30 protein-coding genes are annotated in these 25,025 nt (G+C 63.5%); 17 read left to right on the top strand and 13 right to left on the bottom strand.

Annotated features, from left to right (window positions below):
* On the bottom strand, positions 1-330 hold a 330-nt coding region (locus tag NKJ91_RS26660; RefSeq protein WP_352457900.1), incomplete at its 3' end, for an SAM-dependent methyltransferase.
* Between the two features lie 176 nt (positions 331-506).
* On the opposite strand from NKJ91_RS26660, the gene NKJ91_RS26655 reads away from it, so the two are divergent.
* A complete protein-coding gene (locus NKJ91_RS26655; protein WP_352457899.1) occupies positions 507-692 on the top strand; it encodes a hypothetical protein in 186 nt (61 codons plus the stop codon).
* A 7-nt stretch (positions 693-699) separates the two neighbouring features.
* On the top strand, positions 700-885 hold the full coding sequence (locus tag NKJ91_RS26650) for a hypothetical protein (RefSeq protein ID WP_023678976.1): 186 nt from the start codon (positions 700-702) through the stop codon (positions 883-885).
* Between the two features lie 70 nt (positions 886-955).
* On the opposite strand, the gene NKJ91_RS26645 is transcribed toward NKJ91_RS26650, so the two are convergent.
* Genes NKJ91_RS26645 through rph form a run of 5 tightly spaced genes read right to left on the bottom strand, consistent with a single transcriptional unit; the run spans position 956 to position 4,265 of the window.
* The gene (locus NKJ91_RS26645; RefSeq protein ID WP_023678977.1) at positions 956-1,279 is read right to left on the bottom strand and encodes a low molecular weight protein tyrosine phosphatase family protein; all 324 of its coding nucleotides are present in this window, start codon (positions 1,277-1,279) and stop codon (positions 956-958) included.
* A 4-nt stretch (positions 1,280-1,283) separates the two neighbouring features.
* Positions 1,284-2,447: a radical SAM family heme chaperone HemW gene (gene hemW / locus NKJ91_RS26640; protein ID WP_352451877.1), complete on the bottom strand. Its 1,164-nt coding sequence runs from the start codon at positions 2,445-2,447 to the stop codon at positions 1,284-1,286.
* The gene (gene rdgB, locus NKJ91_RS26635; protein ID WP_352457898.1) at positions 2,444-3,106 is read right to left on the bottom strand and encodes an RdgB/HAM1 family non-canonical purine NTP pyrophosphatase; all 663 of its coding nucleotides are present in this window, start codon (positions 3,104-3,106) and stop codon (positions 2,444-2,446) included. Before rdgB ends, hemW begins: the two co-directional genes overlap by 4 nt.
* The gene (locus NKJ91_RS26630; RefSeq protein ID WP_352457897.1) at positions 3,106-3,516 is read right to left on the bottom strand and encodes a VOC family protein; all 411 of its coding nucleotides are present in this window, start codon (positions 3,514-3,516) and stop codon (positions 3,106-3,108) included. The genes rdgB and NKJ91_RS26630 overlap by 1 nt, the downstream gene beginning before the upstream one ends.
* Positions 3,517-3,548: 32 nt before the next feature.
* Positions 3,549-4,265, bottom strand: a complete 717-nt coding sequence (gene rph / locus NKJ91_RS26625) for a ribonuclease PH (RefSeq protein WP_023678981.1) — start codon at positions 4,263-4,265, stop codon at positions 3,549-3,551.
* Between the two features lie 146 nt (positions 4,266-4,411).
* Here rph and hrcA point away from each other — a divergent pair, with 146 nt between their 5' ends.
* From hrcA to NKJ91_RS26595, 6 genes are all read left to right on the top strand, one after another.
* Entirely contained in the window at positions 4,412-5,524 is a 1,113-nt protein-coding gene (hrcA, locus tag NKJ91_RS26620) for a heat-inducible transcriptional repressor HrcA (RefSeq protein WP_036239090.1), read from the top strand.
* 36 nt (positions 5,525-5,560) lie between these two features.
* Positions 5,561-5,758: a hypothetical protein gene (locus tag NKJ91_RS26615; protein ID WP_023678983.1), complete on the top strand. Its 198-nt coding sequence runs from the start codon at positions 5,561-5,563 to the stop codon at positions 5,756-5,758.
* Between the two features lie 99 nt (positions 5,759-5,857).
* Positions 5,858-7,213 (top strand): PQQ-dependent sugar dehydrogenase, encoded by a 1,356-nt coding sequence (locus tag NKJ91_RS26610; RefSeq protein ID WP_352457896.1) that lies wholly within the window; start codon positions 5,858-5,860, stop codon positions 7,211-7,213.
* An 87-nt stretch (positions 7,214-7,300) separates the two neighbouring features.
* Complete coding sequence (locus NKJ91_RS26605) at positions 7,301-7,918, top strand: LysE family translocator (protein WP_352451872.1); 618 nt, start codon at positions 7,301-7,303, stop codon at positions 7,916-7,918.
* 166 nt (positions 7,919-8,084) lie between these two features.
* On the top strand, positions 8,085-9,065 hold the full coding sequence (cysK, locus tag NKJ91_RS26600) for a cysteine synthase A (RefSeq protein WP_352457895.1): 981 nt from the start codon (positions 8,085-8,087) through the stop codon (positions 9,063-9,065).
* 134 nt (positions 9,066-9,199) lie between these two features.
* On the top strand, positions 9,200-9,820 hold the full coding sequence (locus tag NKJ91_RS26595) for a glutathione S-transferase family protein (RefSeq protein WP_352457894.1): 621 nt from the start codon (positions 9,200-9,202) through the stop codon (positions 9,818-9,820).
* A gap of 15 nt (positions 9,821-9,835) precedes the next feature.
* On the opposite strand, the gene NKJ91_RS26590 is transcribed toward NKJ91_RS26595, so the two are convergent.
* Both NKJ91_RS26590 and NKJ91_RS26585 read right to left on the bottom strand, forming a co-directional pair.
* Positions 9,836-11,092 carry an RNA polymerase sigma factor gene (locus tag NKJ91_RS26590; RefSeq protein ID WP_352457893.1) on the bottom strand — a complete coding sequence of 419 codons (1,257 nt, stop codon included), beginning with the start codon at positions 11,090-11,092 and terminating at the stop codon, positions 9,836-9,838.
* Complete coding sequence (locus tag NKJ91_RS26585; RefSeq protein ID WP_352451868.1) at positions 11,092-11,445, bottom strand: YciI family protein; 354 nt, start codon at positions 11,443-11,445, stop codon at positions 11,092-11,094. The genes NKJ91_RS26590 and NKJ91_RS26585 overlap by 1 nt, the downstream gene beginning before the upstream one ends.
* A gap of 253 nt (positions 11,446-11,698) precedes the next feature.
* Between NKJ91_RS26585 and NKJ91_RS26580 the strand changes: the two genes are divergently transcribed.
* From NKJ91_RS26580 to NKJ91_RS26570, 3 genes are all read left to right on the top strand, one after another.
* Complete coding sequence (locus NKJ91_RS26580) at positions 11,699-12,658, top strand: TAXI family TRAP transporter solute-binding subunit (protein WP_352457892.1); 960 nt, start codon at positions 11,699-11,701, stop codon at positions 12,656-12,658.
* A gap of 161 nt (positions 12,659-12,819) precedes the next feature.
* Complete coding sequence (locus NKJ91_RS26575; protein ID WP_352457891.1) at positions 12,820-14,916, top strand: TRAP transporter permease; 2,097 nt, start codon at positions 12,820-12,822, stop codon at positions 14,914-14,916.
* Positions 14,913-15,296: a DUF1850 domain-containing protein gene (locus tag NKJ91_RS26570; protein WP_352457890.1), complete on the top strand. Its 384-nt coding sequence runs from the start codon at positions 14,913-14,915 to the stop codon at positions 15,294-15,296. The genes NKJ91_RS26575 and NKJ91_RS26570 overlap by 4 nt, the downstream gene beginning before the upstream one ends.
* Here NKJ91_RS26570 and NKJ91_RS26565 read toward each other — a convergent pair.
* The 3 genes from NKJ91_RS26565 to NKJ91_RS26555 form a co-directional block, all read right to left on the bottom strand.
* Positions 15,185-16,936 (bottom strand): saccharopine dehydrogenase family protein, encoded by a 1,752-nt coding sequence (locus NKJ91_RS26565; RefSeq protein WP_352457889.1) that lies wholly within the window; start codon positions 16,934-16,936, stop codon positions 15,185-15,187. The two genes, NKJ91_RS26570 and NKJ91_RS26565, sit on opposite strands and share 112 nt — an antisense overlap.
* Positions 16,937-16,985: 49 nt before the next feature.
* Positions 16,986-17,366 (bottom strand): thiol-disulfide oxidoreductase DCC family protein, encoded by a 381-nt coding sequence (locus NKJ91_RS26560; RefSeq protein WP_352457903.1) that lies wholly within the window; start codon positions 17,364-17,366, stop codon positions 16,986-16,988.
* 257 nt (positions 17,367-17,623) lie between these two features.
* Positions 17,624-17,770, bottom strand: a complete 147-nt coding sequence (locus NKJ91_RS26555; protein ID WP_023678994.1) for a hypothetical protein — start codon at positions 17,768-17,770, stop codon at positions 17,624-17,626.
* A gap of 407 nt (positions 17,771-18,177) precedes the next feature.
* On the opposite strand from NKJ91_RS26555, the gene NKJ91_RS26550 reads away from it, so the two are divergent.
* The 3 genes from NKJ91_RS26550 (at position 18,178) to ligD (ending at position 22,183) form a co-directional block, all read left to right on the top strand.
* Entirely contained in the window at positions 18,178-18,684 is a 507-nt protein-coding gene (locus NKJ91_RS26550; protein ID WP_352451918.1) for a YciE/YciF ferroxidase family protein, read from the top strand.
* A gap of 136 nt (positions 18,685-18,820) precedes the next feature.
* The gene (ku, locus tag NKJ91_RS26545) at positions 18,821-19,672 is read left to right on the top strand and encodes a non-homologous end joining protein Ku (protein ID WP_352451862.1); all 852 of its coding nucleotides are present in this window, start codon (positions 18,821-18,823) and stop codon (positions 19,670-19,672) included.
* Positions 19,673-19,681: 9 nt separating this feature from the next.
* Complete coding sequence (ligD, locus tag NKJ91_RS26540; RefSeq protein WP_352457888.1) at positions 19,682-22,183, top strand: DNA ligase D; 2,502 nt, start codon at positions 19,682-19,684, stop codon at positions 22,181-22,183.
* A 119-nt stretch (positions 22,184-22,302) separates the two neighbouring features.
* Here ligD and NKJ91_RS26535 read toward each other — a convergent pair whose 3' ends face one another.
* On the bottom strand, positions 22,303-22,977 hold the full coding sequence (locus NKJ91_RS26535; protein WP_352457887.1) for an ArsR/SmtB family transcription factor: 675 nt from the start codon (positions 22,975-22,977) through the stop codon (positions 22,303-22,305).
* A 69-nt stretch (positions 22,978-23,046) separates the two neighbouring features.
* Here NKJ91_RS26535 and NKJ91_RS26530 point away from each other — a divergent pair, with 69 nt between their 5' ends.
* From NKJ91_RS26530 to NKJ91_RS26520, 3 genes are all read left to right on the top strand, one after another.
* A complete protein-coding gene (locus tag NKJ91_RS26530) occupies positions 23,047-23,262 on the top strand; it encodes a DUF1127 domain-containing protein (protein WP_352451859.1) in 216 nt (71 codons plus the stop codon).
* Positions 23,263-23,358: 96 nt separating this feature from the next.
* Positions 23,359-23,691, top strand: coding sequence for an NIPSNAP family protein (locus NKJ91_RS26525; protein ID WP_352451858.1), 333 nt, complete (start codon positions 23,359-23,361; stop codon positions 23,689-23,691).
* Entirely contained in the window at positions 23,688-24,032 is a 345-nt protein-coding gene (locus NKJ91_RS26520) for an antibiotic biosynthesis monooxygenase family protein (RefSeq protein WP_023679001.1), read from the top strand. The genes NKJ91_RS26525 and NKJ91_RS26520 overlap by 4 nt, the downstream gene beginning before the upstream one ends.
* A gap of 6 nt (positions 24,033-24,038) precedes the next feature.
* Here the strand turns inward: NKJ91_RS26520 and mbfA are convergent, their stop codons facing one another.
* A complete protein-coding gene (gene mbfA / locus NKJ91_RS26515) occupies positions 24,039-25,022 on the bottom strand; it encodes an iron exporter MbfA (RefSeq protein WP_352451856.1) in 984 nt (327 codons plus the stop codon).
* Positions 25,023-25,025: the final 3 nt, after the last annotated feature.

The following is a 25,025-nucleotide window of genomic DNA, read 5'->3' as shown; positions in this document are numbered from 1 at the left end:
GATGAGCGGCGTGCCGGCCTGCGAGCTCGGCGCTACGCTTTGGCCGGCCAGCAGCGCCGCGATCAGCTTCGGTCCGGCCTCGCCGGCATTGTGCTCGTGGTAGGCGGTGGTGCGGCGGCGGATGCCGTAGCGGTCGAGCAGCACGCGGCTGACACGTGTGTCCTCGCAAGCGACGATATCGGCGGCGGCGAGCGTTTCCAGCGCGCGCAGCGTGATGTCGGCGAGATTGCCGATAGGCGTCGCCACCAGGTAGAGCGCCGGCTCGAGCGGCCGGGCGGCGATTTCGGTCTGCCCGACCACATAACTGCGTTTGGCCGATTCGCCGGTCACCTGCACAACTCCGTTCGACCCTGTTTGGCACGGCTCACGCTTGGTTGCAAAAGCCTGGGTTGCAAAGGCCCTGGTTCCAAAAGGGATGCCGACGTGAACCAGCCGCCATGCCTTCGCCATAGTAGGGAACGAAACCGTTGCCGGCGAATTTTGCACCTGATCTCGGGAGGAGCAGGATGAACAGCCTGACGATACAGGACGTTTTCGAACCCTACTATGCCGGCCGCAAACGCTTCGCCGCGCCAAGCGAGAAGAGCCTGCCTGCCGAAGCCGCAGATGGCAGAGCCAAGAAGCCGCTTGCACGCCAGCGAACGGCAGAGAGCAAGCCCGCAAACGAAACCGACCGCACGATGGAGCACTGACCGGACGATGCCCAATCGCTTCGACATTTTCATCACCCGCCTCGAAACAAAAAGCGCCCGCGATGGCGCAGCGTCACATTCCACAGACGACCAGCACCACGCCTCACGCGACAAAAGCGAGATCAAGCCGGCCCGTTCCGGAGAGACCAGCGAAAAAGATCGCGCCAAACACCGCCACAAGCACGAGGCTTGACCCCGCAAACCTTAGCGATCGGTCGAGACAGTTCTCGAAGCGCGGTTGCGAATGCTCCGCGATGTATCATTCAACCCAGATACTTCGAGACACGCGCCTCCAGCAGGCCCACCAGAGCCGGGTCCATGAATGCATAGTCGTCGGGAATATCGAGGCAGATTACTCGAGCCTTTTTCAGGCTTGTCTTGAATTTCTGCTGCAGTTTGGCGCGGTGCGTTTTTTCCATCACGAAGATGATGTCGGCCCAGGCGACGAGTTCATGCGTCAACGGAATGTCGGCATCGTGATTAGTGCCGGCCGAAGCGACCTCGATGTCCCGCCGCTTGGAAAACACCTGCTCCGCCGTCGGGCTGCGCAAGCGATTCTGGCTGCAGATGAAGAGAACGTTCTTCAACGTGCTATCTGGCCAAATCCGCCACGACCGCATCGAGCACGATCATGCCGGCCGGCGTGGCGCGCAGGCGGGCATTGCCGATCGGCGCCACCAGGCCTTCGTCCTGCAGCACCGACAGCCGTGCCGTCGACAGGCCACGCCCTGAAAATGCCTCGTAGCGGGAAAGGTCGATGCCCTCCGCCAGCCTCAGCCCCATCAGCAGGAACTCGTCGGCCTCTTCCGACCGCGTCAGGACCTCGCCGCCGGTAACGCCATGACCCTTGGCCTCGACCAGATTGGCCCAGGTCTCCGGCATTTTCTCGGCGATCGTCACCACGCGGCGGCCATTTTCGACGAACCGGCCATGCGCGCCGGGACCGACGCCGACATATTCGCCATAGCGCCAGTAGGTGAGATTGTGCCGGCTTTCGGCGCCGGGCCTGGCGTGGTTGGAAATCTCGTAGGCCGGCAGTCCGCGCGCGGTGGTGATCTCCTGCGTTAACGCGTAGAGATCGGCGGCAAGCTCATTGTCTGGAATGATGAATTTCCTTGCCGCATGCAGTGCATGGAACGGCGTGCCTTCCTCGATGGTCAGCTGATAGAGCGACAGATGGTCTGCGGCGTGGCCGATCGCCTGCTCGAGCTCCGCCTGCCACGCTTCCGGCGTCTGACCGGGCCGCGCGTAGATCAGGTCGAACGACAGCCGTGGGAAAATCTCGCGCGCCAGGCCGATCGCATGCAGGGCCTCATCGACATTGTGCAAACGGCCGAGGAAGCGCAGATCCTTGTCGTTCAGCGCCTGCACGCCAAGCGATACCCGGTTGACGCCGGCCGCGCGATAGCCGCGAAAGCGCTCGGCCTCGACGGAGGAGGGATTGGCCTCCAGTGTCACCTCGATGCCGTCAGGCACCGTCCAGTTCTTCGCCACTGCATCCAGCACCGCCGCCACGGTCTGCGGTTTCATCAGCGATGGCGTGCCGCCGCCAAGAAAGATACTGGTCACCTCACGCGGCCCGGTGCGGCCGCGCATCGTCGCCAGCTCGGTCTCGAAAGCGCGGGCAAAACGCTCTTGGTCGACCGGCTGGTGGCGGACATGGCTGTTGAAGTCGCAATACGGGCATTTGGCCGCGCAGAACGGCCAGTGGACGTAGACGCCGAAACCAGGCCTGCGGTCGAGCAGCATGGTCATACGGCGGCCAATCGGGCTTGCGCGAATTTCTGGAAGGCGCGGGCACGGTGCGACAATGCGGTTGGCTGGCCGGGCTTCCAGCCATGCTTTTCCTTCGCGCTCATCTCGCCGAAGGTCTTTTCGAACCCATCGGGCAAGAACACCGGATCGTAGCCGAAGCCGAGCTCGCCGCGCGGCGGCCATACCAGCGTGCCCTCGACCTCACCGCGAAAATATTCCGCCTGGCCATCGGGGAAGGCCAGGCAGATGACCGCGACAAAGCGGCCCTTGCGCTGGGCAGGCGTGATCGCGCCAACTTCCTGCAAGGCCACTTCCGTGCGCTGCATGGCCATGCCGAAGTCGCGGGAGCCGTCCGGCGTCTCGGCCCAGTTGGCGGTGTAGACGCCGGGTGCGCCGTCGAGCGCATCGACACACAGGCCGGAATCGTCCGACAGCGCCGGCAATCCAGTGGCCTTGGCGGCGGCCAAGGCTTTTATGAGGGCGTTCTGCTCGAAAGTGGTGCCGGTCTCGTCTGGCTCCGGCAAGCCGTATTCCTTTGCGGACTTCGCTTCTATGCCGAATGGCGCCATCAGATCGGCGAATTCCCGCAATTTACCGATGTTATGGCTGGCGACGACGATCTTATGCCCGTCAAGCGAATGAACAGTTGGCGAATGCATCAGATGCCCCAGATTCTTGGCTCGGCGAATTCGATCGAATTGCCCGACGGGTCGCGAATATAGATCGAGCGGCCGCCCTGCGGCCATTCGAACTCGCTTTCGATGGCGATTTTCTTCGCCACAAGATGCGCTTTCCAGCGTGGGATTTCATCCGCGCTTGCGGCGAAGCAAAGATGGCCCTGGCCGACCGCGCCATGCGGCGGTACTTTGAGCTTGGCGTCGGCCGGCGGCGGCACTTTGGTCGCCTCGGCATTGAACATAAGCAGCACGCTGTCGCCGCAGCGGAAGAAGAGATGCCTGCCATCGACCTTGCCGAGCAGATCGAGCCCGAGCACGCCCGAATAGAACCGTTCCGCGGCAGCAAGGTCCGTCACGTAGAGTGCTGATTCCAGGATTGCAGAAGGAGTCACAGGATCGCCAATCTCATCAATATTGACCGCAGCTAAGCCACCGCCATTTGCTGCAAGCTGACCAGGCGCTGAATACCTTTCTTGGCGAGCCCCATCAGCGCCGCGAACTGCTCTTCCGAGAACGGCTCGCCCTCGGCCGTGCCTTGGATCTCGACGATGCCGCCCTTGCCGGTCATGACGAAATTGGCGTCGGTGCCGGCCGAGGAATCCTCGATATAGTCGAGGTCGATGACCGGCTGGCCATCATGGATGCCGCAGGAGATCGCCGCAACGTGATCCTTCAGCACCTTGCCCAGGCTCGCCATCTGGCGGGTTTCCATCCAGCGCAGGCAGTCGTAGAGCGCCACCCAGCCGCCGGTGATCGAAGCGGTGCGCGTGCCGCCGTCGGCCTGGATCACGTCGCAGTCGACGGTGATCTGCTGCTCGCCGAGCGCCTGCAGATCGACCACGGCGCGCAGGGAGCGGCCGATCAGCCGCTGGATTTCCAGCGTGCGGCCGCCTTGTTTGCCGGCCGAAGCCTCGCGGCGCATGCGCTCGCCGGTCGAACGCGGCAGCATGCCGTATTCCGCCGTCACCCAGCCCTTGCCGGAGTTGCGCATCCAGCCCGGCACCTTTTCCTCCAGGCTGGCCGTACACAGCACATGCGTGTCGCCGAACTTCACCAGGCACGAGCCTTCCGCATGCTTGGAGACGCCGCGCTCGAAGGAGATGGGGCGCATTTCGTCGAATTGGCGTTTGGAAGGGCGCATTCAGGCTTCTTTCTTTCTTCGGAATCTTGGCCGGGGAATCTTGGCCGGCTTGTAGCCGCACGGGGCGTGAGGCGCAAAGGAAAATGGACCGGTTGCGCCGACACCGCGGAAGTCTATATCTTCGGGGCGGAGGTTTTTGGCTCGAAATGACAAAGGCAGTCGATCCCGGTTTGCAGTCGCACGTGCTCCCGTCGCACGCGCTGCAATCGCCCGCGCTTCAATCGCTCGACATGCGTTCGCGCGACATCTTCCGGCGCATCGTCGATTCCTATTTGAGGGATGGCGAGCCGGTCGGTTCGCGCAGCCTGTCGCGCATCCTGCCGTCATCGCTGTCGCCGGCCACCATCCGCAACGTGATGAGCGACCTTGAGCATCTCGGCCTGATCTATGCGCCGCACATTTCGGCTGGCCGGCTGCCGACTCAGGCAGGCCTGCGCTTCTTCGTCGATGCTTTCATGGAACTTGGTGACCTCTCCGACGAGGAGCGCCGCACCATCGAGGCCCAGGTGCGCGCCTCCGGCTCGGGCGCGACGCTGGAGCATATGCTGACCGAGGCCAGCCAGATGCTGTCCGGCATGTCGCGCGGCGCCGGCCTCGTGCTCGCCGCCAAGAATGAGGTGGCGCTTAAGCACATCGAATTCATCCAGCTCGAGCCGACCAAGGCGCTGGCCGTGCTGGTCTCGCAGAACGGCGACGTCGAAAATCGCGTCATCGATCTGCCCGCCGGCATCACCATCTCGCAATTGCACGAAGCCTCCAACTTCCTCAACGCCCATATCCGCGGTCGCACCCTGGCCGAGGCGCGGGTCGAGATCGCCCGCATCAAGGAAGAGACCAGGGCAGCCCTCGACACGCTGTCGCAGGATCTGGTCGAGAAGGGCCTGGCGGTCTGGGCAGGCGCTGAAAGCGGCGTGCCTGGGCGGCTTATCGTGCGCGGCCGCGCCAATCTCCTGGAAAACGTCACTGCCCAGGCCGACATAGAATTGCTGCGGCATCTGTTTGAGGATCTGGAGACGCAGGATGGGCTGATCCAGCTTCTCGACCTCGCCGAGGCAGGCCCAGGCGTGCGCATATTCATCGGTTCGGAAAACAAGCTGTTTTCGCTGTCTGGCTCCTCGCTGGTGGTGGCACCCTATCGCGACAAGGACGCGCGCGTCGTCGGTGCGCTCGGCGTCATCGGGCCGACGCGGCTGAATTATGCGCGCATAGTACCGATGGTCGACTATACCGCGCAGCTGATTTCGCGCATGCTGAGCTAGGAGCCGCCGCGGGCCTGCCGCAAGGAGGAGAAAAGAATGGCGCTGGAATCGTTCAAGGCCCAGATCAGTCTGCTGCTCGAAGAAATGATCAACCAGCCAGAGGATCAGCACGAGGTGCAAGAGCAATTGCGCGAGAAGCTGCAAGAGATGCGGGCGATGGGTTTGCCGCTGCCGGCCGATCTGGTCGCGCTGGAAAAGCGCCTCGACGACGACTTTTACGCCTCTGGCAACTGAACGGGTTCGGCTTCAAATCCTCGTGTGCTGGACGGCCGCTTGGAACGATCAATACCTGATGCCGTTTGCCCTGTTCGAGGCGAATCCCGGAGGACGTTGATGATCCGATCTGGCGGCTTTGCGGCCGTTGCCGCTGCCCTCCTTGTTGCGACACCGGCAGCCGCCCAGCAGGCGGACCAGAATGTGCTCAAAGGCGAAGCCGCGTTTGGCGATTGGCAAGCCGACAGGCCTGGCGTCCGACGCCTGATTGGGCCGCGAGACATGCCGGCAGCCGACCCCGGCCAATCCGCTTCGAACGGCGCCGGCGTGGCGGAACGGCCCGAAAGCGCCAAGCCAGAATTGCCGTCGGGCTTTTCGGCTGAAATGATCGCATCCGGCATCGTCAATCCACGTGTCGTGCGCGTCGCTCCGAATGGCGACCTGTTTGTTGCCAACAGCCATGCCGACCAAATACGCGTCTATCGTCTCGCCGAGGGCAGCGCCAGGCCCATCGAGAAAGCGATCTTCGCCAAGGGGCTCAATTATCCCTACGGCATCGCCTTCTATCCGCCAGGAGACAAACCGCAATGGGTCTATGTCGCGAACAGCGACAGCATCGTCCGCTTCCCCTATCGCGATGGCGACTTGAAGACATCCGGAAAACCAGAAACCATTGTCGCCCAAATCCCGTCGGGTGGTCACACGACCCGCGACATCGCCTTCTCGCAGGACGGCAAAACGCTTTATTTGTCGGTTGGCTCCGCCTCGAACGTCGCCGAGGATATAGGCAAGGAGCCGGATAGCGGCCTCGACGCCTGGGCCAAATCAAAGCCGCTCGGGGCGGCCTGGGGCTCCGAGGACGGCCGTGCCGATGTGCTCGCCTTTGACCCGGATGGGAAAAATCCCCGAACTGTCGCCACCGGCCTGCGCAACTGTACGGGCATGACCGTGCAGCCCGCCACCGGCGCATTGTGGTGCGTCGTCAATGAGCGCGACGAGCTCGGCGACAATGTGCCGTTCGAATTTGCAACAGCGGTCAAGGACGGCGGATTCTATGGCTGGCCTTGGTACTACATCGGCAATAACGAGGATCCGCGCCATCAGGGCGAGCGGCCAGACCTCGCCGGCAAGGCCACTGTCCCCGATGTATTGATGCAGGCGCATTCGGCGCCGATGAATATAGCCTTCTACGACGGCAAGAACTTCCCGGCGGATTATCAGGGTGACGCCTTCGTCGCCATGCATGGTTCGTGGAACCGTGGCGCCAGGACCGGCTACAAGGTGGTAAGGCTCAAATTCAGGGATGGCAAGCCGACCGGCGAATATGAGGACTTCATGACCGGCTTCGTCATCTCGAACGACGCCGTCTGGGGCCGCCCGGTCGGTGTCGCGATGGCCAAGGACGGCTCGCTGATCGTCACCGAGGACGGCAACGGCACCATCTGGCGCGTTACCTACGAAGACGGCCGCTCCTGAACGGCGGTGTCGCCTGCTGCGCTGGCGCAATCGAATCCGGGCCGAGGGAATTCACCCAACTTCAACATTGTGCGACAAGCGCGAATCATGACACTCACCGGGTTTCTCGCCTATAGCGCCGCCCTCGGCATCGCCGCGGCCATCCCCGGCCCCGGCGTCACCGCGCTCGTTGCGCGTGCGCTGGGTTCCGGCTTCCGCTCGTCGCTGGCCATGTCGTTCGGGCTGATGCTCGGCGACCTGACCTATCTCACTGCCGTGGTGCTCGGCCTGGCTTTCGTCGCACAAACTTTCGGCATGGTCTTCCTGGCCATCAAATGGCTGGGCGTCGCCTACCTCGCCTTTCTTGGCTGGCGTTTCTGGACGAGCGGCATCACGCCGGAGACGGTGGAGGCGAAGAAAGGCAAGGGCGGCTTGGCATCCAGCTTTGTAGCCGGCCTCGCCGTCACGCTCGGCAATCCGAAGACGATGATCTTCTATCTTGCCATCACCCCGACCATCGTCGATCTGAAGACGATCACGCTGGCCGATTACGGCATCCTCGTCGCGCTCACCATCGTCGTCCTGCTCGTGGTGCTGGTGCCCTATCTGGCGCTGGCGGCCAAGGCGCGCTGGTTCCTGAAGTCGCCGCGGGCGCTGAGGGTACTCAACCGCACCGCCGCGGGCTTCATGGTCGGTGCGGCGGCGGCAATTGCCGCCCGCCAATAGATCTCTTTCGCCAATCCGCCCAAGGATTGCCACGCCTTGCAAGGGCGGGGGTACTCAGCACGAACTTCACTCGGATATTTTTCGGTCGACAGCCTATCTTGCGCGGCGGATGGCTCTATCCTAGGCCCCGCCCGACTCTTGCCGCTTGACCTCTGGGAGGAAATCAATGAACAAGCCCGCCACCCCCGCACACGTGCCCGGCCGCGGCCGCATCTACAATTCGATCACCGAGACGATCGGCGACACGCCGCTGGTGCGGCTTGATAAATTCGCCAGGGAGAAGGGTGTCGTCGCCAATCTGCTGGCCAAGCTCGAATTCTTCAACCCGATCGCCTCGGTCAAGGACCGCATCGGCGTGTCGATGATCGAGGCATTGGAGGCTTCGGGCAGGATTACGCCCGGCAAGACCACCCTGATCGAGCCGACCTCGGGCAATACCGGCATCGCGCTCGCCTTTGCCGCCGCTGCCAAGGGCTACAAGCTGATCCTGACCATGCCGGAAACCATGTCCGTCGAACGCCGCAAGATGCTGGCTCTGCTCGGTGCCGAACTGGTGCTGACCGAAGGGCCGAAAGGCATGAAGGGCGCCATCGCCAAGGCGGACGAGCTGGCGGCAACGCTGCCCGACGCTGTCATTCCGCAGCAATTCGAAAACCCGGCCAATCCGGAAATCCATCGCCGCACCACGGCCGAGGAAATCTGGAACGACACCCATGGGGAAGTCGATATCTTCGTTGCCGGCATCGGAACCGGCGGCACCATCACCGGCGTCGGCCAGGTGCTGAAGAAGCGCAAGCCCTCGGTGCATGTCGTCGCGGTCGAACCGGAAGCCTCGCCGGTGCTGTCGGGCGGTCAGCCAGGCCCGCACAAGATCCAGGGCATTGGCGCCGGCTTCGCGCCAAAAATCCTCGATACGACGATCTACGACGAGATCGTCAAGGTCTCGAACGAGGATTCGGTTGCCAATGCACGGCTCGTCGCTCGGCTCGAAGGTGTGCCGGTCGGCATCTCGTCGGGTGCCGCCCTGCAAGCAGCGATCGTCGTCGGCTCGCGGCCCGAGAACAAGGGCAAGAACCTCGTCGTCGTCATTCCCTCCTTCGCCGAGCGCTATCTCTCGACGATCCTGTTCGAGGGGTTGGGGACTTAGGGTCTGGACACGAGTAGCGATCCCTTCGCGCTGCCCTCCGGCGGGCCGCTGAAAATACCTGTAGCGACATCGTTCGCTGGAGCGGCGGGTCCCTTCCGTATCAAATCGTCGCTGCCCGGCAGGTGGAGGACTTCATGTACAAGCTCTATACGCGTGCCAATACAGGCGGCTTTGTCATCGAGGCGGCGCTCGCTTTGGCGGGCGTGCCTTTCGACCAGATCGACGTTCCGAAGGGCCGACCCGACCAGGCCTTTTTAGATATCAGCCCCTTGAACCAGGTGCCGGTCCTGATCTTGCCGGACGGACGCTCGATGACCGAATCGGCGGCGATCTGCATCCTGCTGGCCGAGCGCCACCCGGAAGCAGGACTGGCGCCCGCTGCAAGTTCGGCTGACCGTGCCGACTTCCTGCGCTGGATGTTTTTCATGTCCTCCATCTATTCGGCTGACCTGCGGTTCTTCTACGCTCATCGCTACACGACCGATCCCCGCGGCGTGGACGCTGTCAAACAGGCGGCGGTCTCGGAAATGGATCGAAGCTTCGCCATTCTCGATGCGGCGCTCGCAGGCCATGACTGGCTGGCCGGCGACCGGCTCTCGCTGGCCGACATCTATCTCGTCATGTTGGTGGCCTGGCATCCGGAGGTCGCGAAGGTTCCAACCGCTTGGCCGAATATCGAACGCCTGTGGGCCAATTTGCGGGAACATCGAGTGATAAAGAGGCTGAATGCTTCCCACGACATGTGGCCGGCCTAAGCACTCCGCCTTGTCTCAGTGTCTTTCCGCGTGGCCGAGCCATGCCCGTCGTTCCTGCAGGAACCGGCGCACGGCCGGATCGCGTTCGAGGCCGATAGCCCGGTCATAGGCCTCGCTCGCTTGCGGAACTTTGCCGAGTCTGGCCAGCAGGCCCGCGCGGGCGGCCCAGTAAGGTTGATAGTCATACAGCCGCTTGTCGCCGCTGAGTTGATCAAGCGCGCCCAATCCTGCTGAAGCACCTTCGGCCTCGGCAATCGCCACCGCACGGTTGATCGACACCACCGGCGAGCCGGCAATCACCGACAGCGCGTCGTAGAGCTCCTTGATCGCGACCCAGTCGGTACAACCGGTCAGCCGCCGTGTCGTATGGGCGGATTGCACGGCGGCCTCTAGCTGGTAGCGGCCGACAACACCCTCGGCGGCCGCGCGCCCGAGCAGCGCCTCCGCTTCATCGATCAGGGTGTCGTCCCACAATGCAAGATCCTGCTCGGCCAGCGTCACATAGTCACCCGCCGCATTGCGCCGGGCTGCACGCCGCGCCTCGGCGAACAGCATCAGCGCCAGCAGGCCGAGTGCTTCCGGCTCATCCGGCATCAGCGAGGCGATCAGACGGCCGAGCCAGATGCCTTCGGTCGCGAGATTGCGGCGCCGCGTTTCGGTGCCGGCCGGGTCGGACCAACCTTCGGCAAACGCCGCGTAGATCGCTTCCAGAACGGTGCCCAGCCGCTCGCCGAGCTCGGCCCGCTCCGGCACGCGGAACGGAATGCCTGTCTCGCGAATTCGCGTCTTGGCGCGCACCAGGCGCTGGCTCATCGTGGCTGGCGAGACAAGAAAAGCCGAGGCGATGGTCGCTGCGTCGAAGCCCAGGACCGTCTGCAGGATCAGCGGTGCTCGCACGCCGGCCTCAATCGCGGGATGGGCGCAGGCAAACATCAGCCTGAGCCGCTCGTCCGGCAGGTCTTCCTCGGCCATGCGCGCCTCCATCTCCTCGGCGATCAGTCTGAGGTGGTCGCGGCCCGCCTCGCGTGTCAGCCGCCGTCTGACCGCGTCGACGCGGCGCTTGCGTGCCACCGCCAGCAGCCAGGCTTCCGGCTTATCGGGCACGCCCGCCTGTGGCCAACGCTCGAGCGCCGCTGCAAAGGCATCGGCCAATGCGTCCTCGGCAGCGGCCACGTCGCGCGTGCGCGCGGCGAGATAAGCGACCAGCTTGCCGTAGCTTTGCCGGGCGGCCGCTTCCGCCGCCGCCCGCGCAGTATCGGGCAATTCCGGCATCACATGGTGAGTTCCCAGATCGGCCGCACCTCTACCGTGCCGGTGCTGGCGCCCGGGCAGCGCGCCGCCCAGGCAATGGCGGCGTCGACGTCCTCCGCTTCGATCATATAGAAGCCGGCAAGCTGCTCCTTGGTGTCGGCATAGGGGCCGTCGAGCACGTTGGACTTGCCATTGGCCATCCGCACCGAGGTAGCGGATTGCGTCGGCTTCAGCCGGTCGCCGGCGAGCCAGGCTCCGGATTTCTTCAACGCTTCGGTGTAGGCGACGTACGCGCTCGACATCTGTGTCACCGCATCTGCTGGCGCGGCTGCCATCCCCGCTTCGTTTCCATAGATCAAAAGCATGTATCGCATGGTCTTCTCCCGTTTCTCGAAGGCCGCATCGTTGCGAGCCGGACTTATGTCGCGCGGCCCTGCCGGATTTCGACAAGCGCTGGAAAAATCTTTCTGCCGCGATGCGACCTCGCGCAAGCGCCAACGTGTTGCGGCACTGCTTAGCCGTTCGTCTAATCGCTGCTATTGCGGGTTGGCATTTCCCGCCCGCTGTCTAAACTCGCTTCGTGCCGCCGAGGAGGGCACGGCGGCGAATTTTCAGGGAGGAAATCGCATGCTCAATTTCAGGACGAAATTTGTTGCAGCCGGCGTGCTGGCGCTGTCGCTTGGCCTTGGCGCGGTATCGGTCAAGGCACAGGAATTCATCAACGTGCTGACCGGCGGCACGTCCGGCGTCTACTATCCGCTCGGCGTCGCGCTGTCGGAAATCTACGGCAAGGGCATCGAAGGCGCGCGCACCCAGGTGCAGGCGACGAAAGCGTCGGTCGAAAACCTCAACCTGCTGCAGCAGGGCAAGGGCGAGATCGCCTTTGCGCTCGGCGATTCCGTCAAGCTGGCCGCCGAAGGCAACACCGAAGCAGGCTTCCCAGGCAAGCTCGACAAGCTGCGCGGCATTGCCGCCATCTATCCCAATTACATCCAGATCGTCGCCAGCAAGGAATCCGGCATCAAGACGCTCGCCGATCTCAAGGGCAAGAGCCTTTCGGTCGGCGCGCCGGCCTCAGGCACCGAGCTCAACGCCCGCACGATATTTGCCGCTGCCGGGCTGAAATACGAAGACCTCGGGCGGATCGAATATCTGCCCTTCGCCGAATCGGTGGAGCTGATCAAGAACCGCCAGCTCGACGCCACGCTGCAGTCGGCTGGCCTTGGGGTCGCGTCGATCCGTGACCTCGCCACCTCAGTGCCGGTAAACATCGTTGCCGTGCCGGCGGAGGACGTCGCCAAGATCGGCTCGCCCTATCTTTCCGTGGTCATCCCCAAGGGCACCTACGAGGGCCAGACCGAGGATGTTGCGACCGCCGCCGTCGGCAATTTCCTGATCACCAGCGCCGATGTCTCCGACGAGACCGCCTACCAGATGACGAAACTGCTGTTCGAGCATCTCGACCAGCTCACCGCTGCCCACGCCGCCGCCAAGGCGATCGACCCGGCCAAGGCGCTCGACGGCATGCCGGTGCCGCTGCATCCAGGCGCCGAGAGGTATTACAAGGAAAAGGGATTGGTGAAGTAAGGAGCCATCCCTCCCCCTTGAGGAGAAGGTGAACAGCTGCCGAAGGCGAATGGACGGGTAGGGTCGGTTGAGGCCGCGCACTGCCGCACCGACCCCACCCGCCTCGCTTCGCTCGGCACCCTCCCCTCGAGGAGGGGACCGCCCCGCCAGGAACCCCGCTAATGACCGTAATCCCGACCGTTCTTTCCCCCACAGCGGAAGCTCCTGTCGAAGGATTGCCGCCTGGCTTCGGCGAAGGCATCGCCGGCAAGGCGGCTTTTTTTATCGCCATCGCCTTCTCCATCTTCCAAATCTACATCGCCGCCTATGGCAGCCTGCCGAGCCAGGTCATACGCGCCATGCATGTCGGCTTCCTGCTGCTGCTCGGCTTTGCCCTAATCGCCAATCTGCGCGCCAAAAGCGTCCCGGCGAAAGCAGTGTTCTGGACGCTCGGCCTGCTTGGTTTCGCCACCGGTCTGTACAATTGGGTGTTCTATGCCGACCTCATCCGCCGCTCCGGCTTTCTCACCACGCCTGACCTGATCGTCGGCGCGGTGCTGGTCGTGCTGGTCTTCGAGGCGGCGCGGCGGTTAATGGGGCTGCCGCTTGCCGTCATTGCCTTTATCTTTCTCGCCTACGCATTTGCCGGCAATCATCTGCCGCCGCCGTTCATCCATCGCGGTTATGATTTCGCCCAGCTCGTCGACACCTTCGCCTATGGCACCGAAGGCATCTACGGCACGCCGATCTATGTCTCGGCCGCCTATATCTTCATCTTCGTCGTTTTCGCCGCCTTTCTTGAGCGCGCCGGCATGATCGCGCTGTTCAACGATTTTGCGCTTGGCCTGGTCGGCTCATGGCGCGGCGGCCCGGCGCAAGTCTGCGTGCTGTCCTCGGCGCTGATGGGCACCATTTCCGGCTCCGGCGTCGCCAATGTGGTGGCCAGCGGCCAGTTCACCATCCCGCTGATGAAGCGCTTCGGTTTCCGCTCGGCCTTCGCCGGCGCCGTCGAGGCGACCTCGTCGATGGGCGGCCAGATCATGCCGCCGGTGATGGGAGCGGTTGCCTTTATCATGGCCGAGACCCTGAACATCCCCTATGCCGCGGTGGTCAAGGCGGCGATCATTCCGGCGCTGCTCTATTTCGGCGCCTGTTTCTGGCAGGTGCACCTGGAAGCCGGCAAGGCCGGCCTGCACGGCATGGCCAAGGCTGACCTGCCCAATCCGTGGGATGCGGTGAGACAACATTGGCCGCTGGTACTGCCTCTCGCAGCACTGATCTACCTGCTGTTTGCCGGCTACACACCGGTGTTCGCCGGCACCATGGGCCTGGCGTTGACCATTGTGCTTATCCTCGGCACGCCGCTGGCAGCATCGATCGGGCCGCTCGCCTTCCGCATCGTCTTCTGGCTGGCGCTCGGGCTTGCCGCGGCTTCCTTCATGAAATTCGGCGTCAACATCCTCAGCCTGGTCATCGCCGTGCTGGTCGCCGCCTGCCTCACCTTCAAGGGCGGGCGCGAGACGCTGCGCATATGCGTGGATTCCCTTGCCGAAGGAGCAAAGAACGCGCTGCCGGTCGGCATTGCCTGCGCCATTGTCGGCATCGTCATCGGCACGTTGACGCTTACCGGCATCGCCTCGACCTTCATCGGCTGGATCATCTCGATCGGCGAGAACAATCTGTTCCTGTCGCTGCTTTTGACCATGCTCACCTGCCTGGTGCTCGGCATGGGCATACCGACCATTCCCAACTACATCATCACTTCGTCGCTGGCCGGGCCAGCGCTGCTGTCGCTCGGCGTGCCGTTGGTGGTCAGCCATATGTTCGTCTTCTATTTCGGCATCATGGCCGATCTCACCCCGCCTGTGGCGCTGGCCGCCTTCGCCGCCGCACCCATGGCCAAGGAAAGCGGCCTCAAGATCGGCATCCAGGCCACCAAGCTTGCCATTGCCGGCTTCGTTGTGCCGTTCATGGCGGTCTATACCCCGGCGCTGATGCTGCAGGACCCCGGCCCGATCGCCGCCCAGTTCGGCTATCCCGTCGAGGTCGCCTATATCGTCATCAAAGCCTGCATGGGTATCGTCCTGTGGGGCGCCGCGGCGGTCGGATTTCTCGCCCGGCGCATGGCCTGGTGGGAACGCCTCGTCGCCTTCGCCGCCGGCGTGCTGCTGGTTGCGGCGCTGCCGCTCACCGACGAGGCGGGCTGGGCGCTGTCCCTTGCCTGGATCGGCTGGCACTGCTGGCGCGCGCGGCAGGCTTCGCTGGCTAATTCAGCATGAGCCTCTGCATCGTCGCGGCCGGCAAGACGGTGACGCTCGCGGTCGCTGCCTTCACGCTCTCCTGGGTGCATTCGGTGGAGAAGACCCAGTGGCAGGAAGACTGGAAGGTGCTGCCGTCCGGCCTGCAGCTGGTCGAGGCCCGCATCAAGGGATCGGGCGCCGGGATGGAGCCGCCGCAAGGCTCGGTGCTGAGAAACGGCTGGTGGGTCTATGCGCCCAAGGTCGGGCCACAGCGGCGCCTCGCGCTCGCCGCCTCGGGCGCCACGGGTCAGGGCTGGACGCTGTGCACGGCGCAGGACTGTCGCGAACTGGCCAAGCTGGCAGGCGGCACGATCTCGCTGGAGCCGTGCGGGCAGGAGGGCTCCAGCCAGCCGCGGTAGCGGGCGATCATGCCGGCAAGCGGATGCGAGATCTCGACATGGAAGCGGAAGCGGCCATCCTTCACCGATTCGTAGGAAGTCGAGCGTGGACCGAGCCACATCGGAAGCGGCAGGCCAAAAAAACTCCAGCGGCGCAAGACCAGCGCCAGCCGGCCGTCATCGGCAACCAGCGCCATCGCGAAGGTCAGCGGGCCGAAGCGTTCGCACAGCAAGCGCTGCGATCGACCCCGGCCTGCGGACTGTAGGCTCGAAAAACTGTGCTTGCCGAATGTCCGGGTCCAGGTCTCGCCGTCCTTGTCGGTGTCGAAGCGGACATGAACCGGGATGTCCTCGCTTGCCCCGGGGAAGCCGACCGTCCAGGCCATTAGCCGGCCAAGAACATTGCGCCCGCGTTCGACGCGCGCGCGGTCTGCGGCCGTGATCGTACGGTCATGCATTGACCTAATTGCCTCGGGAAGGCCTTGCCAGGCGGCACCGAGCAGCTCGGCATAAAGCGGCTTGTCCTCGTCCGCCGCCCCGTTCCTGAAGCCGGTGTAGATTGTCCGCCCGGCGAACAGGGCTTCATAATCCCGGAGCTCCAAATCGCGCACCCCCGCCCGTGCGCCCGGTGCGGGCTGATGTCCGGCCAGCGCTTTGCGGGCCAATGCTTCGACCGCCATCGACGGGATCAGCGGCCCGTCATTGCCCTCCGCCAAGAGATGCCACGAGCGCTTAACGGTGGCGCCCGCCCGGTCCGATCCCTCCACCTCGACGAACATGCCGCCGCGATGCTCGCCCCAGCACAGCCGGTTCGTTGCCTGATGCATCAGCGGCGCCAGCGGCGAAAGCGAACCGATCAATCCGGCGCGCACCAGCCAGGCGAGGCCGATCAGGGCGCGGTGCAGCGTCTCGGGAACCGGCCCGGCGCCCATCCAGATGGTCTTCGCCTCCGGCCAAAGCTTGGCCAGAGCGCGCAGGTCCGGAACGTCGACCAGAGAAAACAGCGTGTTTCGAAGCGGCAGCCGGCCCGGCGGCGCAATAGTGTAGCGCAGCTGCTCGGTAAACGGACGGCCTTGTTCGGGACGGCCATTGCGAACAAGCCGCACCGGCCGACCGGCATAACCGGCGATAGCCCGGATGACGTTCCCGCCGACGCCGGCAAAGGGCGAAGGCGCGATGCCGCCGCGAATGCCGTCGACCCGCGTCAGGTCCGAAGACAGGCGACGCACCACCGCCGCCGTCAGCACCGGAAAGCTCGAGACGCCGGACAGCACGAAGACGCCGGCGTTTCGCGCCGCCTCGTCGAACGCAGAGACACCGGCGACGAAATCCGAGCCGTCGGCTAGATCGAGATAGTTGATGCGCCGGGCGATGCAGGCCTCGATCAGGCGATAGCGTCCCTCGCCATAGGCCTGGAACGGACCGCTCGCGTCGACTACAATATCAGGCTCAAATGCAGCGAGTTGCGCGGCGAGATCGCCGTCACGGTCGAACAGTGCCGGCACCAGCTGGGCTGCTGTCGGGGCGCGCTTCTTGCAATACGCGTCAGCCTTGGCGAGCGAGCGCCCGGCGACAAAGAGGATCAGATGCGGCTCGCCCTCCAAAAGCTCGACGGTGCGACCGCCAAAGGTGCCGTAGCCGCCGACGACAAGAACCTTCATCCGCAGTTCCCCCAAAATGCCCCGCCCGCTCCCGGCCACGGCAACGAACCTAACCGATCAATCTTGCCCTCACCTCGGCGGAAGGGATTTCGCAATTGTCCTTCTTGCCGAACAGGGCGTAGCGGTTCTTTGCGATACGGTCGTAGAGCCAGTCGCGAAGCGGGCGCGGCAACAGCAGCAGGATCCGCGCCGCCCGCCACGGCCAGCCGAGTTCGGCCATGACGGCAACGAAACTGTCCAGGCGGGTGAAAGCCGCGCCATCGAGGATGACGAGATTGGTCTCGTAGCGATCCGTCCGCAGCCCGTATTTCTTGAACAGCATCTCGCCGAAGGGCGACTGCGCCGTTACGAAATGGAAGCGGCCCTTGCGGTCGAGCTTCACCACCATGCGCACAAAGCCCGAGCACAACACGCAAATACCGTCGAACACGATCAACGGGCGACTTGATTCGAATTCTGGCGGCTCAGGAGAATGGTTCGGCTTGACGATCACGTGACGCCCGGCAGCTGGTGTCAGGCGACACTAGGCCTGCCGGCGGCTGGATCAAAGCCCGGAATGCTAGAGGCTTGGCGTTGTCGCACGCCGTCTGTCGGTCAGCGCAGGCCGCTCGGCGCGATAGGTCGTTGACCGATTGTCGGCGTCGGGCCGGCAGATTCGGCTGTCGTGACGGCTCTCCATGCTCATCATCAGCGCACGCTGATCCCAAGCGTGTTGCCACGGCGCGCGCAGGCGGGGCCTGGGCCGCGCATATAATAGCGCTCAGGCCGATAGGTCGGCGCGACGAATTCGCGGATGGCGGCGGCATAGCCGGCGATTTGATTCCAGAAGCTCATTTTACTCGGTCCCTGTCCCGTTTCGGATGTCCCTTCCGAATTGCGGGGATCATAGCGTCCAGGCGTGAATAGTCGGTGAACGCGATGTTAATCTCTGGTCGAAAATGCCTTTGTTCATGGCTGGAATGCGGCTGATTCGCGGTGTTTCCATGCAGTCCGGCGGCATTTCGTCCAGTGTGACTTTTGCATCACATATGTTTCGCCTGAATGTCGCAGAGGCGCGGTTTTGTTTCAGGTTTTGCCGGACCGCGAAATTTCCGTGCACGCGGCCGGAAAACCAGGAACCGGCCCGTCAGCCGCACGTTGATTCCCAGTGCCGGGACGAACCGGCGCCGCAGGCTGTGGTGCTCGGGTGGGCCGCAGCCAAAAAAATCCGAAACTGCAAGAGCAATGGAAAGGCAAAGGCCATGGGTTTCTTTTCGAAGGATATCAAAACCCTCGACGACCTCTTCGTGCACACGCTGCGCGACATCTATTACGCTGAAAAACAGATCGAGAAATCGCTGCCGAAGATGATCGACAAGGCGAGTGATGCGCAGCTGAAAGCCGGCTTTGAGAAACATCTCGCTCAGACCAAGGGTCATATCCAGCGTGTCGAGCAGGTGTTCGAACTGCACGGCGTGAAGGCCAAGCAGGTCGACTGCCCGGCCATCGACGGCATTCTCGAAGAAGCCGACGACGTCAGCGGCGACATCGCCGACAAGGAGGTCCTCGACGCTGCGCTGATCGCCTCCGCCCAGGCGGTCGAGCATTATGAGATGACCCGTTACGGCACCCTGATTGCTTGGGCCAAGCAACTGGGCCGCAGCGACTGCGCCAATGTGTTGGCCAACAACCTCAAGGAGGAGCAGGCAACCGACCGCAAGCTTACCGAAATAGCGGAAAGCAAGGTCAACCTGCAAGCCGCCGAGTAGGGCAGCGAGCGAGAACAAGGCAAGGCTGGGTTGAAAGCTCGGACTTGCCTTTTGCGCCGCCGGAACCGGAACGGACTTTGGCCGTTCTCGGTTGAACGCCGTTATCGGTTGAACATTGTCGCGCAGGGAGTTTGTCATGGCGCCGCGACCCGCCTGGAGAGGGTATCTCAAGCTTTCGCTGGTCACTTGCGCCGTCGAACTGACCAATGTCGTCACCCAGGCCGAGAAAGTCTCGTTCCGCGTGCTCAACCGCAAGACCGGCAATACCGTCAAGCGCGTCTATGTCGATTCGGCAAGCGGCAAGCCGCTCGATGAAGGCGACGAGATCAAGGGCTACGAGATCGGCGACGGCGACTTCGTCCAAATCGAGGAGGAGGAGATCGAAGCCGTGCAGATCGAATCCTCGCATACGATGAGCCTCGATGGTTTCATCGAAAAATCCTCGATCCAGCAGATCTATCTCGATGCGCCCTATTATGTGACGCCTGCGGACGAGGTCTCGGAAGAGGCCTTCGCCGTCATCCGCGACGCCATGGCCGCCAAGAAGACGGCGGGGCTAGCCCGCATTGTGCTCTATCGCCGCGAACGTCCGGTGGTCATCGAGCCGTTGGGCAAGGGTCTGCTGCTGACGACCCTGCGCTATGGCGATACGGTTCGCAGGCCCGAGATGGTGTTCGGCGACATCAAGCCGGTGAAGACCGACGCCGAGATGATCAGGCTGGCCGAACACATCGTCGATGAGAAACAGGCGAAGTTCGATCCTTCCGAATTCGAGGACAAATACGAAAGCGCCCTGATGGAGCTGGTCCGCGCCAAGAAGGCCGGCAAGAAGGCACCGAAGACCAAGGCGGAACCACGGCCCTCCAACGTCGTCAACCTCTTCGATGCGCTGAAGAAGAGCCTTTCGTCGGAAGCCGGTGCGCCGGCAAAGACCGGACGCCCGGCAAAAGGCGCCAAGTCCAAAGCCGCCCGGCGCAAATCTGCTTAGGATCCGCCCATGGCCGGCCTCGAGCAGTATCACGCCAAGCGCAATTTCAAGAAGACGGCCGAACCAGCCGGCAAGGTTTCGCGCGGCAAGAAAGCCGTGCCGGGTGGCATCTTCGTCATCCACAAGCATGCCGCCACCAGGCTTCACTACGACCTTCGTCTCGAGCACGGCGGCGTGCTGTGGAGCTGGGCGGTGACGCGAGGCCCGAGCCTCGACCCGCACGAAAAGCGGCTCGCCGTGCATGTCGAGGACCACCCGATCGACTATGCGCCGTTTGAAGGCACCATCCCGAAGGACCAATATGGCGGCGGCTCGGTCATTGTCTGGGATGAGGGAACTTGGGTCCCCGATGGCGACCCGGCAAAGGCGATGAAGAAAGGCCATATCAGTTTCGAACTGCATGGCCACAAATTGCATGGCGCATGGCATCTGGTGCGGCTGAAGCCGCGTCCGGGCGAAAAGCGTGACAACTGGTTGCTGATCAAATCCGACGATGCCGCCGCGCGTCCGGGCGAGGACATTTTGCAGGAGGCGCCGCAATCGGTGAAATCCGGCCTGACCATCGAGGAGGTCGGCCAAGGCAAGACCGCCGACGGCAAGAAGCCAAGCGTCTGGCAGTCCGACAGGCCGGCTACCGGCAAGAAGGCAGTCGCGGCAAGGCGGCTCGAATTCATCGAACCGGCGCTCGCAACGCTGGAGCGGGACGCGCCGCCCGGCAAGGACTGGCTGCATGAGGTGAAGTTCGACGGCTATCGCATGCAGGCGCAGCTTGCCGGTACCGAGGTGCGGCTTTTGACGCGCACCGGCCTCGACTGGACCGACAAATTCGGTGGCGCGATTGTCGCCGCACTTGGCGGCCTGAAATGCACCGACGCCATCATCGACGGCGAAATCGTCGTGCTGGCGGATAATGGCGTGTCGTCATTCTCGCTGCTGCAGCAAGATCTGTCGGCGGGCCGCACGGATCGTTTCATCTACTACGTTTTCGACCTGTTGCGTCTCAACGGTGAGGATATCCGTTCCGAGCCGCTGGTCGAGCGCAAGGAAAGGCTGCGCACTTTGCTCGCCGGACAGGCCGAGGATCAGGCTGTGCGCTTCAGCGACCACTTTGCCGAGCCCGGCAAGATCATGCTGGAGCATGCTTGCCGGCTGGGGCTCGAAGGCGTCGTCTCCAAGCGTGCCGATGCGCCCTACCGCAGCGGTCGTGTTCCCTCGTGGGTGAAGTCGAAATGCACGGCGCGCCAGGAATTCGTCATCGGCGGCTATATGCCGTCGGACAAGACCGGGCGCGGCCTGCGCTCGCTGCTGGTCGGCTATCACGAGGGCGGCAAGCTGCGCTATGCCGGCCGCGTCGGCACCGGCTTCACGGCCAAAAGCACCAACGAGTTGAAGAAGAGGCTTGATGCGCTAAAGACGACGTCCTCGCCCTTCGACAGGGCGGTGCCAAGGGGCAAGGGGCTGGTCTGGGTCAAGCCCGAACTTGTCGGCGAAGTGGAGTTTCGCAGTTGGACGTCGGACCGTATAATACGCCACGCGTCGTTCCAGGGATTGCGCGAGGACAAGCCGGCGGAGGAAGTCGTGCAGGAGAAACCGAAAGCACGCTCAGCTCCGGCAGAGCAGCCCAAGGCAAAGCCCGCCAAACCCGCCGGGACGGCGAAAACGTCGGTTACGCTGTCTCGCCCGGACAAGCTTCTGTGGCCGCAGGAGGAGGTGTCAAAGCAGGATCTAGTCGACCATTACGCACTGGTCTGGCCGCGCATGAAGCAATTCATCATCAACCGGCCGCTCAGCCTCGTGCGGGCGCCGGACGGCGTTGGCGGCCCACGGTTTTTCCAGAAGCATGCCTCAGCGGGCATGAGTGAAAAAATAGCCGTGATGAAGGATCCGACGGACGGCGAGGAAATCCTGTTCGTCCGCGATTTCGACGGCGTCGCGGCGCTGGTGCAACTGGGCGTCGTCGAGATCCACATCTGGGGCTCGACCACCAACGATCTGGAAAAACCCGACCAGATCATCTTCGATCTTGATCCGGACGAGGGCGTCGACGTGAAGGCGGTGCGCGCGGCGGCGCTCGATATCCGCGGCCGGCTCGACGAACTGTCCCTGCCGAATTTCGTCAAGACGTCAGGTGGCAAGGGCTATCATGTCGTCGTGCCGCTGAAGCCGTCGGCGGATTGGGACGAGGTCAAAGGCTTCGCCCATGAGTTCGCCCGAGCGCTCGAACAGGCCGCGCCCGACCGCTACACGGCGACGCTGTCGAAGAGGGCGCGCACCGGCAAGATTTTCGTCGATTATCTGCGCAACGGCCGCGGCGCCACCACGGTTGCGCCTTATTCGTCGCGCGCCAAAAAAGGCGCCACGATATCGATGCCAGTGACCTGGGCGGAAATCGAGGCCGGATTGCCGCCGAACGCCTTTCCGATCGGCGACAAGACGACGCTGAAGCGGCTCGGGCAAGCCGATCCCTGGGCGGATTTTTTCAAGCAGGCTAAGCCGCTCAAGCGCGGCTAATGCATGTCGCGCAAAAATGTGCAGCGGTTTGCGACAACGACATGCTTCAAAACAAAAAGATACAGCGGTTCGGCGTTTCCGTGAAACGACGAACCGTTCTAGCGCATTGAAGCGAGCCGTCAGGCGAGAAACGTCGTCTCGAAGGCCTGCTTGCCTACCGGTGAAAAGATCACGGCACGGCTGTCCTTCTCGCGCCGCGCCCATTTCTCGGCGAGGATCTTGTCGAGAATGGCGGCGCCCAGCGTGCCGGCGAGGTGCGAACGCCGCACGCTCCAGTCGAGGCAGGCGCGGCACACCGGTCGCCGCGCTTTGGTATGGATGTCGATGCCGATCGCGGCGAAATGCGAGGCGGCCGACGGCCCAAGCTGGATCACCTTGTCGTCGCGCAGGAGCACTTGTCGAGCCACAAGACGGTCCAGCATCGCCACCGCCCGCTCGCCGGCGAGGTGATCGTAGCAGACCCGCGCCACGCGCATGGCCGCGTCGCGAGGGCCGGGTCGCACCCTCTGCGGTCCGACCGCAGCGGCAACGCCGGTGATGGCTTCGATCATTCCCGCCACCTGCGGGCCGGCGAGGCCGTAATAGCGGTGCCGCCCCTGGCTCGCCAGTGTCAGCAGCCCGCCTTCCATCAGCTTCGACAGATGCGAGCTCGCTGTCGGAAGCGACACCCCGGCTTCGAGTGCCAGTTCGCTCGCCGTCAGTGCCGTGCCGCCCATCAATACGGACAGCATGTTTGCCCGCGCCGGATCGCCCACCAGGCTGGCAATGCGGGCTATGTCAGGTCCTTCGCGCATAGTTCGTTCCTCATCGAAGCATCCTCGTCAGATAAAGCATTAGTCTCGATGCAAATCAAGGAGACAACGATGCCTGCAAGGACCATTCTCAGCGCCGCGCCTGCTCGCCGGCCGTTCCCGTTCATTGTCTTGCGCCGCTTGCGGCTGCGGCTCCTGAAGCAGTGGTACGACCGTCATTTGCAGCGTCTCGACCTCGCCGAGATCGACGATCATCTGCTGCGTGACCTTGGCCTGACACCTGAAGACGTCCGCCGCGAATGCGCGAAATCGTTCTGGCAGGCATGATCAGCGAGGGATTTGCCTAGCATATCGATCTTCGGAACGTTTCGATCCGGCTCGAACTGTGACCGCAAGAAAACATCCACCGCCAAGGAGGCGAAAATGACCATCACCTGCTTCATCCGCTACGAGATCGATCCGTTCGGCAAGGCGGCATTCGAGGAATATGCACGCAATTGGGGGCAGGCGATCCCGCGCTGCGGCGCCGATCTGGTCGGCTATTTCGCGCCGCACGAAGGCTCGGCCACCACGGCTTATGCCGCCTACAACATCGACAGTCTTGCGGCCTACGAAGCCTACCGCGCCCGGCTCGCCGCCGATCCCGCCGGCAAGGCGAACTACGAGTTCGCCCGACGGGAAAAATTCATTCTGAAGGAGGACCGCATCTTCCTCAAGCTGGCCTCCGGGCCGCATGCTCCTTTGGTGAAGCCATGATCGCCGTCATCTTCGAGGTCGAGCCGGCGGCGGGCAAGCGCGATGCCTATCTCGGCATCGCCGCCGACCTACGCCCACTGCTCGACGGCATCGACGGTTTCCTGTCGATCGAGCGCTTCCAGAGCCTTGCCGATCCGAACCGCATCCTGTCGCTGTCCTTCTGGCGCGACGAGGACGCGGTGAAGACCTGGCGCAACACGCAGGAACATCGGCAGGCGCAGAAGGCCGGGCGCGGCGGTATCTTTGCGGACTATCGTTTGCGCATCGCCCATGTCGTGCGCGATTACGGCCTGACCGAACGCGCAGAGGCGCCTCAGGACAGCCAGGCGGTAAATGGTTAAGGACTGTTAGGCATTCCCGATCAGCACCCCTGCCGCAAACACCAGCGCGCCACCCAGCACCACCTGGAAGGCGGCGCGCCAGAATGGCGTCTGCATGTAGCGGTTCTGCACGAAGGCGATCGCCCACAGCTCGAAGAAAACCACCACGGCGGCGACAATGGTCGCCGTCCAAAAAAGCGGGATTAGATAGGGCAGCGCATGGCCGAGCCCGCCCAGCGTCGTCATGACGCCGACGGTCAGCCCGCGTTTTGCCGGCGAGCCGCGGCCCGATAATTTGCCGTCGTCGGAAGCCACCTCGGTGAAACCCATCGAGATGCCAGCGCCGATCGAGGCGGCAAGCCCGACCAGAAAGGTCTGGAACGTATCATGCGTGGCAAAGGCGGCGGCAAAGATCGGCGCCAGCGTCGACACCGAGCCATCCATCAGCCCGGCCAGCCCCGGTTGGACATAGGTCAGGATGAACTGGCGCTGCTCGGCTGCTGTTTCTTCGTCCTTGACCGCGCCCGGCACATGCTTTTGCTCCAGCCGCTGCGCCAGTGTCTCGTGGCCCTGTTCTGCGATCGCCAGGTCGTCGAGCAGCTTTCGCGTCGACGCATCGCCTGTGCGTTTGGCCGCCTCGATATAGAACAGGTAGGCCTGCCGCTCCATGGCCTCGGCTTGGCTGCGCACATGATCGATGCCGAGCGGCCTCACCAGCCAGTCCGGCTTGCGTTCGTAATAGCCCTTCACATGTTCGCGCCGGATCAGCGGTATGCGCTCGCCGAAACGCTTGCGGTAAAGCTCGATCAGCGAATCGCGATGGCCGTCCTCCTCCTCCGCCATCTCCTCGAACACCTTGGCCGATTGCGGAAAGCTCTCCGCCAGCCCGTCGGCATAGGCGCGATAGATGCGCCCGTCATCCTCCTCGGAGGAGATGGCGAGCGCCAGGATCTCCTGTTCCGAGAGCGATTCAAAGGGACGGCGGCCGAAGCCGAAAACGCGGGAAAGCATGAG

The sequence above is a fragment of the Mesorhizobium sp. M0040 genome, from assembly GCF_040323505.1.
GTDB lineage: Bacteria > Pseudomonadota > Alphaproteobacteria > Rhizobiales > Rhizobiaceae > Mesorhizobium.
This window is presented reverse-complemented; position numbering and strand designations above follow the sequence as displayed.

What these genes read in the sequence shown, in the direction of transcription:
- NKJ91_RS26530 (WP_352451859.1), top strand. Translation starts at nt 23,047, where the DNA reads ATGCCTGCAAGGACCATTCTCAGCGCCGCGCCTGCTCGCCGGCCGTTC.
- NKJ91_RS26520 (WP_023679001.1), top strand. Translation starts at nt 23,688, where the DNA reads ATGATCGCCGTCATCTTCGAGGTCGAGCCGGCGGCGGGCAAGCGCGAT.
- rdgB (WP_352457898.1), bottom strand. Translation starts at nt 3,106, where the DNA reads ATGCATTCGCCAACTGTTCATTCGCTTGACGGGCATAAGATCGTCGTC.
- NKJ91_RS26610 (WP_352457896.1), top strand. Translation starts at nt 5,858, where the DNA reads ATGATCCGATCTGGCGGCTTTGCGGCCGTTGCCGCTGCCCTCCTTGTT.
- NKJ91_RS26535 (WP_352457887.1), bottom strand. Translation starts at nt 22,977, where the DNA reads ATGCGCGAAGGACCTGACATAGCCCGCATTGCCAGCCTGGTGGGCGAT.
- NKJ91_RS26655 (WP_352457899.1), top strand. Translation starts at nt 507, where the DNA reads ATGAACAGCCTGACGATACAGGACGTTTTCGAACCCTACTATGCCGGC.
- hemW (WP_352451877.1), bottom strand. Translation starts at nt 2,447, where the DNA reads ATGACCATGCTGCTCGACCGCAGGCCTGGTTTCGGCGTCTACGTCCAC.
- NKJ91_RS26615 (WP_023678983.1), top strand. Translation starts at nt 5,561, where the DNA reads ATGGCGCTGGAATCGTTCAAGGCCCAGATCAGTCTGCTGCTCGAAGAA.
- ku (WP_352451862.1), top strand. Translation starts at nt 18,821, where the DNA reads ATGGCGCCGCGACCCGCCTGGAGAGGGTATCTCAAGCTTTCGCTGGTC.
- NKJ91_RS26565 (WP_352457889.1), bottom strand. Translation starts at nt 16,936, where the DNA reads ATGAAGGTTCTTGTCGTCGGCGGCTACGGCACCTTTGGCGGTCGCACC.
- hrcA (WP_036239090.1), top strand. Translation starts at nt 4,412, where the DNA reads ATGACAAAGGCAGTCGATCCCGGTTTGCAGTCGCACGTGCTCCCGTCG.
- NKJ91_RS26605 (WP_352451872.1), top strand. Translation starts at nt 7,301, where the DNA reads ATGACACTCACCGGGTTTCTCGCCTATAGCGCCGCCCTCGGCATCGCC.
- NKJ91_RS26570 (WP_352457890.1), top strand. Translation starts at nt 14,913, where the DNA reads ATGAGCCTCTGCATCGTCGCGGCCGGCAAGACGGTGACGCTCGCGGTC.
- rph (WP_023678981.1), bottom strand. Translation starts at nt 4,265, where the DNA reads ATGCGCCCTTCCAAACGCCAATTCGACGAAATGCGCCCCATCTCCTTC.
- NKJ91_RS26595 (WP_352457894.1), top strand. Translation starts at nt 9,200, where the DNA reads ATGTACAAGCTCTATACGCGTGCCAATACAGGCGGCTTTGTCATCGAG.
- NKJ91_RS26585 (WP_352451868.1), bottom strand. Translation starts at nt 11,445, where the DNA reads ATGCGATACATGCTTTTGATCTATGGAAACGAAGCGGGGATGGCAGCC.
- NKJ91_RS26555 (WP_023678994.1), bottom strand. Translation starts at nt 17,770, where the DNA reads ATGAGCTTCTGGAATCAAATCGCCGGCTATGCCGCCGCCATCCGCGAA.
- NKJ91_RS26550 (WP_352451918.1), top strand. Translation starts at nt 18,178, where the DNA reads ATGGGTTTCTTTTCGAAGGATATCAAAACCCTCGACGACCTCTTCGTG.
- cysK (WP_352457895.1), top strand. Translation starts at nt 8,085, where the DNA reads ATGAACAAGCCCGCCACCCCCGCACACGTGCCCGGCCGCGGCCGCATC.
- NKJ91_RS26525 (WP_352451858.1), top strand. Translation starts at nt 23,359, where the DNA reads ATGACCATCACCTGCTTCATCCGCTACGAGATCGATCCGTTCGGCAAG.
- ligD (WP_352457888.1), top strand. Translation starts at nt 19,682, where the DNA reads ATGGCCGGCCTCGAGCAGTATCACGCCAAGCGCAATTTCAAGAAGACG.
- NKJ91_RS26580 (WP_352457892.1), top strand. Translation starts at nt 11,699, where the DNA reads ATGCTCAATTTCAGGACGAAATTTGTTGCAGCCGGCGTGCTGGCGCTG.
- mbfA (WP_352451856.1), bottom strand. Translation starts at nt 25,022, where the DNA reads ATGCTTTCCCGCGTTTTCGGCTTCGGCCGCCGTCCCTTTGAATCGCTC.
- NKJ91_RS26590 (WP_352457893.1), bottom strand. Translation starts at nt 11,092, where the DNA reads ATGCCGGAATTGCCCGATACTGCGCGGGCGGCGGCGGAAGCGGCCGCC.
- NKJ91_RS26575 (WP_352457891.1), top strand. Translation starts at nt 12,820, where the DNA reads ATGACCGTAATCCCGACCGTTCTTTCCCCCACAGCGGAAGCTCCTGTC.
- NKJ91_RS26650 (WP_023678976.1), top strand. Translation starts at nt 700, where the DNA reads ATGCCCAATCGCTTCGACATTTTCATCACCCGCCTCGAAACAAAAAGC.